10 protein-coding genes are annotated in these 11,666 nt (G+C 62.2%); 6 read left to right on the top strand and 4 right to left on the bottom strand.

Annotated elements, in window-relative coordinates; genetic code table 11:
* Positions 1 to 33: 33 nt before the first annotated feature.
* Together ACTG4J_RS01805 and bchF are read right to left on the bottom strand one after the other, a co-directional pair.
* Positions 34 to 1,317: a ferredoxin:protochlorophyllide reductase (ATP-dependent) subunit N gene (locus tag ACTG4J_RS01805; RefSeq protein WP_439136781.1), complete on the bottom strand. Its 1,284-nt coding sequence runs from the start codon at positions 1,315 to 1,317 to the stop codon at positions 34 to 36.
* Positions 1,314 to 1,799 (bottom strand): 2-vinyl bacteriochlorophyllide hydratase, encoded by a 486-nt coding sequence (gene bchF / locus ACTG4J_RS01800; protein WP_439136780.1) that lies wholly within the window; start codon positions 1,797 to 1,799, stop codon positions 1,314 to 1,316. The genes ACTG4J_RS01805 and bchF overlap by 4 nt, the downstream gene beginning before the upstream one ends.
* A 317-nt stretch (positions 1,800 to 2,116) precedes the next feature.
* Here bchF and ACTG4J_RS01795 point away from each other — a divergent pair, with 317 nt between their 5' ends.
* The 6 genes from ACTG4J_RS01795 to idi all read left to right on the top strand — a co-directional run bounded on the left by ACTG4J_RS01795 (position 2,117) and on the right by idi (position 8,432).
* Positions 2,117 to 2,941, top strand: a complete 825-nt coding sequence (locus ACTG4J_RS01795; protein ID WP_439136779.1) for a cobalamin B12-binding domain-containing protein — start codon at positions 2,117 to 2,119, stop codon at positions 2,939 to 2,941.
* Positions 2,942 to 2,954: 13 nt separating this feature from the next.
* A complete protein-coding gene (ppsR, locus tag ACTG4J_RS01790) occupies positions 2,955 to 4,406 on the top strand; it encodes a transcriptional regulator PpsR (protein WP_439136778.1) in 1,452 nt (483 codons plus the stop codon).
* Positions 4,407 to 4,517: 111 nt separating this feature from the next.
* Positions 4,518 to 5,441: a chlorophyll synthase ChlG gene (chlG, locus tag ACTG4J_RS01785; protein WP_439136777.1), complete on the top strand. Its 924-nt coding sequence runs from the start codon at positions 4,518 to 4,520 to the stop codon at positions 5,439 to 5,441.
* Positions 5,438 to 6,730, top strand: coding sequence for a BCD family MFS transporter (locus ACTG4J_RS01780; protein WP_439136776.1), 1,293 nt, complete (start codon positions 5,438 to 5,440; stop codon positions 6,728 to 6,730). Before chlG ends, ACTG4J_RS01780 begins: the two co-directional genes overlap by 4 nt.
* A 2-nt stretch (positions 6,731 to 6,732) precedes the next feature.
* Positions 6,733 to 7,914, top strand: a complete 1,182-nt coding sequence (locus ACTG4J_RS01775; protein ID WP_439136775.1) for a geranylgeranyl diphosphate reductase — start codon at positions 6,733 to 6,735, stop codon at positions 7,912 to 7,914.
* The gene (gene idi, locus ACTG4J_RS01770; protein ID WP_439136774.1) at positions 7,911 to 8,432 is read left to right on the top strand and encodes an isopentenyl-diphosphate Delta-isomerase; all 522 of its coding nucleotides are present in this window, start codon (positions 7,911 to 7,913) and stop codon (positions 8,430 to 8,432) included. The genes ACTG4J_RS01775 and idi overlap by 4 nt, the downstream gene beginning before the upstream one ends.
* Before the next feature lie 46 nt (positions 8,433 to 8,478).
* Here idi and dxs read toward each other — a convergent pair whose 3' ends face one another.
* Complete coding sequence (gene dxs, locus ACTG4J_RS01765) at positions 8,479 to 10,398, bottom strand: 1-deoxy-D-xylulose-5-phosphate synthase (protein ID WP_439136773.1); 1,920 nt, start codon at positions 10,396 to 10,398, stop codon at positions 8,479 to 8,481.
* 168 nt (positions 10,399 to 10,566) lie between these two features.
* Positions 10,567 to 11,664: a photosynthetic reaction center cytochrome PufC gene (gene pufC, locus ACTG4J_RS01760; RefSeq protein WP_439136772.1), complete on the bottom strand. Its 1,098-nt coding sequence runs from the start codon at positions 11,662 to 11,664 to the stop codon at positions 10,567 to 10,569.
* Positions 11,665 to 11,666: the final 2 nt, after the last annotated feature.

The raw sequence follows: 11,666 nt of genomic DNA, 5'->3' as shown, positions 1-11,666 counted from the left end.
CCGGGATATTTTTGAAACAGAGAAGATGACGGGTCATTCCGCAGCCTCCAGTTTCAGGAGGGCGCGGCGGCGGAGCGGGCGGCTGAAGAGGCCCGCCAGATCGCCCGCCTGATCGTAGAAGTGGACGGGCGTGAACACCAGTTCGATGGCCCATTTGGTCGTGAGCCCCTCGGCCTCCAGGGGATTGGCGAGGCCAAGGCCGCAAACCGTCAGGTCGGGCCGCGCGGCGCGGACGCGGTCGAGTTGTTTATCGACATCTTGGCCCTCGGAAACGGTGGGGCCCGCCGGGATAAGATCCATATCGGGGCCGACAAGGCCCTTGTGAATGAAAGGCTGGCCGATCTCGATCGCCTCCATCCCGCATTCGCGGGTCAGGAAGCGCGCTAGCGGGATTTCCAACTGGCTGTCGGGCATGAAGAAGACCGACTTGCCGCGCAGATGTTCGGAGGCATTGGCGATGGCCGTCCGCGCGCGGGCGCGCGGTGCGGCGGTGACGGCCTCGAAATTGGCGTCGTCGACACCGAATTCATCCGCGATGGCGCGCAGCCAAAGTGTCGTGCCCTCTTCGCCGAAGGGAAAGGGCGCTTGGATCATTCGCGCACCACGCCGCTCCAATGCGGCGGCGGTATCGCCGAGGAAGGGCTGAAGGCAGGCGAAGACCGTGTTCGGGCCAACACCCGGCGCATCCGATGTGCGCGGCGCGGGCAAAACCCGGATTGGCCCGATACCCATTTTCGTCAAGAGGCCGACGGCCTGATCTTCGACAACATCCGGCAGCGCACCCACAAGCAAAAGCTCGCGCGCTTCCGTCCCGGGGAGGACGGGAACCATGGAAGCGAGACAAGCATCCTCACCTTGGGTGAAGGTCGTCTCAATGCCACTGCCGGAATAGTTCAGCACACGCACATGGGGCGCGTGGATTTGCGTCAGACGCTCAGCCGCGCGGGCGAGGTCGAGCTTGATGACTTCCGAAGGGCAAGAGCCGACGAGGAACAGCTGCTTGATATCAGGACGGCGCGACAAAAGACGACCGACCTCGCGGTCAAGCTCGTCATTGGCATCGGCAAGCCCCGCCAGATCGGTTTCTTCCAAGATCGCGGTGCCGAAGCGGGGTTCGGCGAAGATCATCACACCGGCGGCCGATTGCAGCAGATGCGCGCAGGTGCGCGAGCCGACGACGAGGAAGAAGGCATCTTGCATCTTGCGGTGCAGCCAGATGATGCCGGTCAGTCCGCAAAACACCTCGCGCTGGCCACGCTCTTTCAGGATGGGCGCATCGCGACAGGTGGCGGCGGGGATATTGGCTGGGCGGTTCATGCGCGCGCCCCCGCATCCAGCCGCGCCATGCGCAGCTTCCAGATGAACTGGGCGGCGTTGACGACATAGGCGGTGTAGGCCGCAAGCGCGATCCACATCTGGTCGGCATGCGACCAACCCGCGATCAGCGCCCAGACATAGCCAAGATGCAGCGCGATCACGAGGAAGCTGACCACATCCTCCCAGAAGAAGGCCTCGGCAAAGAGGTATTGGCCAAAGACCACCTTCTCCCAGATCGCGCCTGTGACCATGATCGTCAGAAGCACGATCGTCTTTGCGATGATCGAAAACGTCGCCGCCTCATAACCCGCGCCCGTCATCATGAAACGCAGCACCAAGCCCAAGGAAACAAGAAAAACCACGAATTGCAGCGGCGCCAGAACACCCTGCACGGTCGTCCAAACCGTGCTGTCTCGCCGGGCCCGTTCCTCTGAGGTGTAAAGCTGGCGTGACGGTACCGATGTCAGTGTTTCGGTCGGCATTCGATGTTCGATTCCTTTGGACGATATGGAAAAGTTAGCCTCCGGCGGGGTAGAGTGTCAATTAAAACTTACACATTAACTGTCTGACGTGGCGACGCATTTACCCCGCGGGAGAAGCTGAAAAAGGTAAGAAAAACGGGGATTTTCTGAGAAAAGATTCACCCTGCTCGGCGGGCTTGCGCCTTGAAAGCTGGTGCGTGTCAATTTACTTTGACAGAATAGGATGAATGCGCGACACTAGACCAAGGCCAACTTGCCCCCGACCGACGTCGATGCTGACGAAAAGATTTGGGCGGTGGCGCAATCGGTGAAATCAGATGAATGACGAACGGCACAGCAAAGCGGCGGGCCGACAGGCCATCGAAGCCGCCGAAATTGCGCGCCTCGCCCAGCGCGCAATCGCCGTTCTTGCCGCCGACAGGCCGGGTCGTTCGGATGGGTTGAAACTGCGGCTGGCGCAGCTTTGCGATGCCTTCATCTCTCCCGAGGAAGAGCGCCGCCACGAGATGCTGATGCGCTTGCGCCAAGATGGCATCAGGGCGACCGAGATCATCGATCATATCGTGCCCGCCGTCGCGCAGCAGATGGGCGAGCGTTGGTTCGCTGATGAGATCAGCTTTGCCGATGTGACGATCGGTGCGGCGCGGCTGCAAGAAACGGTGCGCGGCTTGGGCTGGCATGATGCGGGGCGCAATGCGGCCCATGTCGATGCGCCGATGATCTTGCTGGTCATTCCGCGCGGCGAGCATCATACACTCGGCGCCTTCGTCTTGGCCGATCAGCTCAGGCGCCGTGGCTATCGGGTCGATGTCGCGGTCGACAGCCATCCGCGCCAGATCCAAGAAATGCTGCGTCGCAAGCGCTATCGCATGGTCGGTTTGACCGTATCTGGGCGCAGAACACTTGCATCGGCAAAAGAATTGGTGGACATAATTCGCCTTACCGTGACGCGCGTCACCCCGATCGTGATCGGGGGATCTATCCTCGACAAAGGGTATGATGTGCTTGCGCTCAGTGGTGCGGATCATACCGCGCGCGATGCCGTCTCTGTACTGCGGCGATGTGGGTTGAATGCGCTGGTGCCTGATGCGCCGTCGCAAGAATTGGAAGGCATGGCCGACCTATCGATGGATCGGCGTTAGGGATATGGATCGTATGAACACGCGCGGATCGGATTTCTGGGATCAGCCGTCGGCACCGACCATCGGGCCGGAGCAGTTCAATGAGATCGTCACGACGGCGGCTGACCTTGCCTTGGTCCTCGACACCGAGGGGACCGTCAAATCGGTCATCGTCAACCCTCTCAACCCGACACTTGGACGGCTTGACCACTGGAAAGACCGCGACATCCGCGAGTTCATGGCCGAGGACAGCCTGTCCAAACTCGAAGCGCAGCTTGAGGCGCATCGCGATGGCAAGAAAACCGCCGTCGATGCGATCGAGGTGAACCATTTCGACAATGCGAATTGGGAATTCCCGATCCGCTACACGGTGCACAAGACCAGTAATCCCGATATTATCCTGATGCTGGGCCGCGACCTGCGCCCCATCGCGGAATTGCAGCACAGGCTGGTCAAGGCACAGCTTGCGCTGGAAAAAGATTACGAGACGCATCGCGACTATGAAACACGCTACCGCGTGATCATGGAGGCGGTGCGTGATGCGATGGTTTTGGTCGATGTCGCCTCGGGGCGGATCGTCGATCTGAACTCCGCCGCTGCGCAGATGCTCGGCGCCGAGATCGACACGCTGACCGGCAGCGCATTCACCCAGGAATTCGACGGTCGCCGCCGCGGCGAGTTCATCGAAGGGCTGGTTGTAGCATCCGGCGACGGAACGGGTGGCCCGATCACCGCGACCACGCGGCGCGGCAAGATCGATGTCTCGCTGCATCCGATCGTCTTCCGCGCGGCGGGTGACAAATCGCTGCTGTGCCGGATCGAGTCGGCCAAGTCGCATGAAACCGTTGCGGTCGAGTTGTCGAATACCTTGGCGCAGCTTTACCGCGAAGGCCCCGATGCCATCGTCATCACAGATGCCCATGGTACGATCCGTTCCGCCAATGATGCGTTTTTGAACCTGACCGATGCAGGCTCGCTTGCCGATGTGCGCGGGCGCTCCTTGGCGGAGTTTCTTGCACGCGCCAGCGTCGATCTGAAGGTCTTGACCGACAATGCCGCGCGTTCCGGCAAGATGCGGATGTACGCGACACGGCTCGAAGGTGCTTACGGCTCTCAGCTTTCGGTCGAAATGTCGGCGACGCATCTGAGTGCCGCTGGCGCGACAGGGTTCGCTTTCGTTATCCGCGACACTTCGCGGATGGAAGTTGTGCGCGAGCCAAGCGCAGCGGTCATGCCGGGCCCCGGCACGATGTCCGACGACGCGATGCGCAATGTGATGGATTTGGTGGGGTCTGCACCCCTCAAGGATATCGTGGCAGCCACCACCGATGTCGTCGAGAAGATGTGTATCGAAACGGCGGTCGAGTTGACCGACAACAACCGTGTGGCCGCCGCCGAGATGCTGGGCCTCTCGCGGCAATCGCTTTACGTCAAGCTGCGCAAATACGGCTTGTTGAGCCGCTCTGACCGCAGCACCGATAGCTGAAATACTTCTCCTGAGCGCCAATCTCTATTCGCCCGCGCGCCGGGGTTTTGGCATGCGTAAAGACCTGTTTACACTTGCCGACTCGTAAACTGTCAGGTTATGTTTACACTCATGAGTGTAACGACCGACCTCACCCCTGCCTCTGTTGACCGCCGCCTGCCCGAAACCCGGGCGGTGCTGACATTGCTGAAACCCATCACATGGTTTCCGCCGATGTGGGCCTATCTGTGCGGTGCGGTCTCGGCCGGGGTTGCGCCATCGGGGCATTGGCTGGCGGTGATCCTTGGGGTCATCCTGGCCGGCCCCATCGTCTGCGGGATGAGCCAGGCGGCGAATGACTGGTGCGACCGCCATGTCGATGCGATCAACGAGCCTCACCGCCCGATCCCCTCGGGGCGCATTCCGGGGCGCTGGGGCTTGTGGATCGCGCTGATCATGTCTGCCGCGGCGGCGTTTATCGGGCTGGCGCTCGGACCTTGGGGCTTTGCCGCCACACTGCTCGCCATCGCAGCGGCTTGGGCCTATTCAGCGGAACCCGTCCGGCTGAAGCGGTCGGGCTGGTGGGGGCCGGGGCTGGTGGGGCTGTCCTACGAAACGCTGCCTTGGTTCACCGGGGCGGCCGTTTTGTCGATGGGCGCGCCAAGCTGGCCGGTGATCATCGTCGCCTTGCTTTACGGCATCGGCGCGCATGGGATCATGACGCTCAACGATTTCAAGGCGCTTGAGGGCGACCGCCAGATGGGCGTGAATTCCCTGCCCGTGACGCTTGGCCCCGAACGCGCGGCGAAACTGGCTTGCATCGTCATGGCGGTGCCGCAGGTGATCGTCTTCGCGCTGCTTTTCTTCGTCTGGGATCGCCCGCTTCACGGAATGGCCATTGCCGTTTCGCTGATCGCGCAAGCCTATGCGATGCAGGTGCTTTTGCGCGACCCCAAGGGCCGCGCGCCTTGGTATAACGGCGTGGGCGTCACGCTTTACGTCGCGGGCATGATGGTGACGGCATTTGCCGTGCGCACGCTGGAGGCTTGGCCATGACGCTTTCGTGGCTTCAGATCATGCGCCTTGGTCTTGTGCAAATGGCGCTTGGGGCCATCGTGGTATTGATAACCTCGACCCTGAACCGGCTGATGGTCGTGGAACTGGCCCTTCCCGCAGTTTTGCCCGGCGCTTTGGTGGCGCTGCATTACGGCATCCAGATCACGCGGCCCCAATGGGGCTACAAATCCGATACCGGTGGTCGGCGCACGCGCTGGATCATCGGTGGCATGGCGATTCTGGCGTTGGGCGGGCTATCGGCAGCTTACGGCGTCATCGTGATGGAAACGCAGGCGGCATTGGGCCTGATCGTCTCGATCCTTGCCTATGCGGCGATCGGCCTTGGGGTCGGCGCATCGGGCACTTCGCTATTGGCGCTGCTTGCGACATCGACCGCACCGCGCCGCAGGCCGGCGGCGGCGACGATCACATGGCTGATGATGATCTTCGGAATCGCCATGACGGCGGGTGTCTCGGGCCAGTTCCTTGACCCCTACACGCCCCTGCGTCTGATGGAGGTGGTGGGCGTCGTCACCCTTGGGGCCTTCGTGCTCACCTGCATCGCAGTGCGCGGGATCGAGGCCCGCGTCACCGCCCAGCCCGAGGCTGAAAGCGCCCCCTTTCTGGAGGGTCTGCGCGAGGTCTGGGCCGAGCCCAAGGCGCGCATGTTCACCCTTTTCGTCTTCCTCAGCATGACCGCCTATTTCATGCAGGAATTGATCCTTGAGCCCTATGCCGGCCTTGTATTCGGCTTTACCCCCGGCCAATCGACCACGCTTTCTGGCGCCCAGAATGGCGGCGTGTTCCTTGGCATGGTGGTGGTCGGTGTTGCGGGCACGGCGCTACGACTGTTGACGCTCAGGGCTTGGGTGGTGATCGGCTGCATCGGATCGGCGGCAGCACTTTTGGGCATTTCCGCCTTGGGCCAGATAGGCCCGGGCGCGCCCTTGTTGCCGGCCGTGATCGGGCTTGGATTTTTCAACGGCATGTTCGCCGTCGCGGCCATCGGATCGATGATGGCGCTGGCGGGTGAAGGTCGCAATGCCCGCGAAGGGACCCGGATGGGTCTTTGGGGTGCGGCGCAGGCGATCGCCGCGGGCTTTGGCGGTCTGGTCGGTGCCGGTCTTGCCGATCTGGCGCGGCTTGTCACCGATGATGCTTCGGCCTTTGGGGCCGTTTTCACATTCGAAGCGCTTCTTTATCTCGCCGCAGCACTCATGGCGCTGCGCGTGATGGAGGGCGGCATATCCATATCCGCGCAGAATCGCGCGGCGGTTCCGGGAGAATGACCATGAAATACGATGTCGTTGTCGTGGGCGGTGGCCCATCGGGTGCCACCGCCGCCGAAGATCTGGCGCGCTCCGGCCACAAGGTGGCGCTGATCGACCGGGCAGGACGGATCAAGCCCTGCGGTGGGGCAATCCCGCCGCGGCTGATCCGCGATTTTCAGATCCCCGATGAACAGCTGGTCGCCAAGATCACCACCGCGCGCATGATCTCGCCCACGGGGCGGCGCGTCGATATCCCGATCGAGAACGGTTTCGTCGGCATGGTGGATCGTGAGCATTTCGACGAATTCCTGCGCGCCCGCGCCGCCTATGCCGGGGCCGAGCGGCTGACCGGAACCTATACCAAGATCACCCGCGATGCGGCGGGCACCCATGTCCATTACCGCGACAAGGAGAGCGGTGAGGAGCGCATGCTGACCACCAAGCTGGTGATCGGCGCCGATGGCGCACGTTCGAACGTGGCGCGGACCGAGATCAAGGATGGCGACAAGATCCCCTATGTGATCGCCTATCACGAGATCGTCGAGGCCCCCGGGCCGCGCGGCGACTACCACCCCGACCGATGCGACGTGATCTATGACGGCCGGATCAGCCCCGATTTCTACGGCTGGGTTTTCCCGCATGGTAAGTCGGCCTCCATCGGCATGGGCAGCTTCCTGCGCGAGGTGGATCTGAAGAAGGCCACCGCCGATCTGCGCGAGGCAAGCGGCCTGGCCGATTGCAAGACCATCCGGAAAGAGGGCGCGCCGATCCCGCTGCGGCCTTTGGATGAATGGGACAATGGCCGCGATGTGGTGCTTGCGGGCGATGCGGCGGGTGTCGTCGCGCCCTCTTCGGGCGAGGGGATCTTTTACGCCATGATCGGCGGCCGCTATGCAGCGATCGCTGCGGCCACCAAGCTACAGACCGGGATGATCAAGGATCTGAAACTTGCGCGGAAGCTGTTCATGCGCGAGCATAAATCCGTCTTCAAGGTTTTGGGCGCGATGCAAGATGCCTATTACAAATCCGATGAACGGCGCGAGCGTTTCGTTTCGCTTTGCCATGATGTCGATGTCCAACGCCTGACGTTCGAGGCCTATATGAACAAGGAACTGGTCAAGGCGCGCCCCCTTGCCCATCTCAAGATCGGGATCAAGAACCTTGCGCATCTGACGGGGCTGGTTTCCCCCACGCACATATGACCGAGATGATCCCGGCCTGGGTGAACGGCACATTGACCCCGGTAGAAAAGCTCGAGGCGCATATCAAGGGCCTCCGGCACAAGGCGATTTCCGTCTTCTTGATGCGCGGCGACAAGGTGCTGCTGCAACGCCGGGCGATGGGCAAGTATCACACGCCGGGGCTATGGGCGAATACCTGCTGCACCCATCCCCATTGGGACGAGGCGTCGCTTGATTGCGCCACGCGTCGCTTGAACCAAGAGCTAGGGCTGGAGGATGTCACGCTGCGCTTTCGCGATACGGTCGAATATCGCGCCGATGTCGGCGGCGGGCTGATCGAGCATGAGGTCGTCGATATCTTCGTGGGCGACTTGGCCGAGGGGCATGAACCCGTCCCCAACCCGGACGAGGTGATGGATACGATCTGGACGCCTCTGCCAAATCTTATAGAAGAAGTGGCCACAAAGCCCGCGGGTTTTACCCCATGGCTGCAGATCTACCTGCGCGACCATGTCAGCGTCATCTTTCAAACCGCATGAAAAAGGGCGCCAACAGCGCCCCTGATCCTGACGCAGGCCCGCACCCTCAGGCGCGGGCTTTTCCGCTTAATGTGGCAACGCCCAAAGCATCCAATGCCGCATTGGCGATATCGTCGGCCGTCAGCCCCGCATCGGCATACATCTCCGCAGGCCCCGCTTGATCGATGAACCGGTCGGGCAAGCACAGGGTGCGGATCGCCACGCCGCCATCAAGTTGGCCCGTGGCCGCCAAATGGTGCAAGACGATTGCACCAAAGCCCAGCATCGCGCCCTGTTCGACCGTGATCAGCGCACCATGCCCCGCCACCAGCTGATCCACCAGCCCGGTGTCGAGCGGCTTTGCGAAACGCGCATCCGCGATGGTGACGCTCAGCCCCCGCGCCTCGAGCGCGCGCGCGGCATCGGTTGCTTCGGCCAGATGCGCACCGAAACTCAGGATCGCGACATCGCGCCCTTGTTGCAAGATACGGCCACGGCCGATGTCCAGAACCTCACCCGTCTGGGGCATCGGCACGCCGGTGCCTTCGCCCCGCGGATAGCGCAGTGCGATGGGTCCGCTGTCATGGGCAGCGGCGGTGGCCATCATATGCACCATCTCGGCCTCATCGGCGCAGGCCATGACGGTCATGTTGGGCAGCGCGGCCAGAAACCCGATATCGAAAGCGCCCGCATGGGTCGGCCCATCGGCCCCAACAAGGCCCGCGCGGTCGATCATGAAGCGAACGGGCAGGTTTTGCAGGGCCACATCATGGACGACCTGATCATAGCCGCGCTGCAAGAAGCTGGAGTAAATCGCGCAGAAGGGCCGCATCCCCCCCGCCGCCATCCCGGCGGCAAAGGTCACAGCGTGTTGCTCGGCGATCCCCACATCGAAGACACGGCCGGGCATCGCCTTTTGCAGGATATTCAATCCCGTGCCCCCCGGCATGGCAGCGGTGATGCCCACGATCCGGCTGTCGGTCTCGGCGTGCCGCTTGAGGCATTCACCGAAGACATTGGTATAGGCCGGCGCATTGGGCGTTGATTTCTTCTGCACCCCGGTCGCGACATCGAACTTGTTCACGCCGTGATAGCAATCATCCGACAGTTCGGCAGGGGCATAGCCCTTGCCCTTGACGGTAACGGCATGGATCAAAACGGGGCCTGTCGCCCGCGCCTTGGCGCTGCGCAGCACGTTCAAAAGCTGGCTCATGTCATGCCCATCGACCGGGCCGATATAGGTAAAGCCCAAGTGTTCGAATAGCGTCGCGGATTTCTGGTGGCCGGTCACCAGTTCACGGGCGCGTTCCGCGCCTTGGCGCAGTGGTTCGGGCAAATGCGCTGCGACGCCATCAGCGATGTCCTTGAGTGCGGCCAAGGGCGAGTTCTTGGCCAGTCCCGCCAGATAGCTCGACATCGCCCCCGTCGGCGGCGCAATGGACATGTCGTTGTCGTTGAGGATCACGAACAGACGGCGGCCGATATGGCCGGCATTGTTCAGCGCCTCATAGGCCATGCCCGCGCTGATCGAGCCGTCGCCGATCACGGCGATCGCATCGCCCGTCGCCTGCCCCATCTCGCGCGCCATGGCGAAACCCAGCGCTGCGGAAATACTTGTAGAAGAATGCGCCGCACCGAAAGGGTCGTAATCGGATTCCGACCGCTTGGTGAAGCCCGACAGCCCATCCTTCTGGCGCAGCGTGCGGATGCGGTCGCGGCGGCCCGTGACGATCTTGTGCGGGTAGCACTGGTGGCCCACATCCCAAACGAGTTTGTCATAGGGCGTGTTGAAGACCGCGTGGATTGCGACGGTCAGCTCCACCACACCCAGCGAAGATCCCAGATGCCCGCCGGTTTCCGACACCGCCGAGATCGTCTCGGCGCGCAGTTCATCGGCGCATTGTTTCAGCTCATGATCGGTCAATCGCCGCAGATCGGCGGGATAAGTCACACGATCAAGAACGGGGGTATGGGGTCTGTCGGTCATTTTGCTGGTCCTCCCGAACCGGCGGTGGAGAGACGGAAAAACCGCGGACAGGGTCTGACCCGCCCGCGGCTAAAGGCACCTCACGAAGGGACGTAAGGGTCAAGCGTGACCGGGGGCGAGGCTGCCCGCCCCCGGTCGCATGCGATATGGGCCGCGGCCCGCATGACCCTACTCGAAGGCCGCGTAGTCCGGCGCACCGTCAAGGACGGCAAGCTCGGGCCAGTTTCGGATCACGTTCAACCCATTAAGCGGCTGCTGCTCGCCTTGATGGCAGGTGCGGCAGGCGAGCTTGGGAACATCGGCATAGACCGGGCCCAGACGCTCGGCGGGCAGCACATCTTGCAAGGGCAAGATATAAAGCTCGAGCGTTTCCTGAACCATCGCGATGCCAAGGCTTGCCGTGGCCCATTGCGGGGTCACTTGGCCGGGATCATAGAAGGCGCGGCTGTTGTGGCAGAACACACAGTTCACACCCAATGAATTCGCGAAGTAATTCATGAAGGCATAGGTGCGCTCGGCCTGTTGGATCAGCGGATCACCCGGTTGCTGCTGCACGCGGCTTTCCAGATCATGCACGGCGATCTGGGCATAATTCCCGCTTTCATCCGCAAGCAGATAGGTCTCGAGGTAATCCGAGGGCAGCGAGGTGAAATTGCTCACCATCGTGACCCGGTTCTGGTTAGCCGACCATCCCGCCACATTGGCATTGACCGGGCTGACCTTGAACCAGACGTTGTTCGGCACGGCCTGACCGCGGTGACAGGTATAGCAAGTCACCCCCACCTCGGCATTGGCCTGAACATGGCCGATCCAGTTCTGGTTGATGTTCTGAGTCATCTCGATCATCGAATAGGCGACTTGGGTCTGGTAACTGTCGTTACCCGGCTCAAGCAGATCGGGGATGCCCGTCCAATCCCGCATCGCGGTGACCAGTCGATCGTAGTTCTCCGGCGTCAGGTTCGCCAGCGCGGGGGGAACGCCATCGGCGCTGCCCATCACTGCCGCACCCTCGGCGGGAAGGATCGGTTCCGAGGTAAAGAAGCCCTCAACATCAGGATAGACCGCCAGATCGCTCACGAACTCCTGCACATGCATGCCGGTGCCGCGTGGGCCTGTCTGTTGGCTTTCGGTCGGGAAGGGCTGGCCGAAGCCAACAATCATCGCCGCCACGAACACCGCCGATCCCGCGACACCGACCGCAATGGCGGGGCCGAAGATGTTGGTCGGGTTGTCCTTGCTCCAATTGTCAAACCACTTGGGAAACATGG

Origin of the sequence: Roseicyclus sp., assembly GCF_965662675.1 — a bacterium.
Classification (GTDB): Bacteria; Pseudomonadota; Alphaproteobacteria; order Rhodobacterales; family Rhodobacteraceae; genus Roseicyclus.
This window is presented reverse-complemented; position numbering and strand designations above follow the sequence as displayed.

Bases quoted from the DNA above. Each gene is read 5' to 3' on its own strand.
- ACTG4J_RS01805 (WP_439136781.1), bottom strand. From the start codon at position 1,317: ATGAACCGCCCAGCCAATATCCCCGCCGCCACCTGTCGCGATGCGCCC.
- bchF (WP_439136780.1), bottom strand. From the start codon at position 1,799: ATGCCGACCGAAACACTGACATCGGTACCGTCACGCCAGCTTTACACC.
- ACTG4J_RS01795 (WP_439136779.1), top strand. From the start codon at position 2,117: ATGAATGACGAACGGCACAGCAAAGCGGCGGGCCGACAGGCCATCGAA.
- ppsR (WP_439136778.1), top strand. From the start codon at position 2,955: ATGAACACGCGCGGATCGGATTTCTGGGATCAGCCGTCGGCACCGACC.
- chlG (WP_439136777.1), top strand. From the start codon at position 4,518: ATGAGTGTAACGACCGACCTCACCCCTGCCTCTGTTGACCGCCGCCTG.
- ACTG4J_RS01780 (WP_439136776.1), top strand. From the start codon at position 5,438: ATGACGCTTTCGTGGCTTCAGATCATGCGCCTTGGTCTTGTGCAAATG.
- ACTG4J_RS01775 (WP_439136775.1), top strand. From the start codon at position 6,733: ATGAAATACGATGTCGTTGTCGTGGGCGGTGGCCCATCGGGTGCCACC.
- idi (WP_439136774.1), top strand. From the start codon at position 7,911: ATGACCGAGATGATCCCGGCCTGGGTGAACGGCACATTGACCCCGGTA.
- dxs (WP_439136773.1), bottom strand. From the start codon at position 10,398: ATGACCGACAGACCCCATACCCCCGTTCTTGATCGTGTGACTTATCCC.
- pufC (WP_439136772.1), bottom strand. From the start codon at position 11,664: ATGTTTCCCAAGTGGTTTGACAATTGGAGCAAGGACAACCCGACCAAC.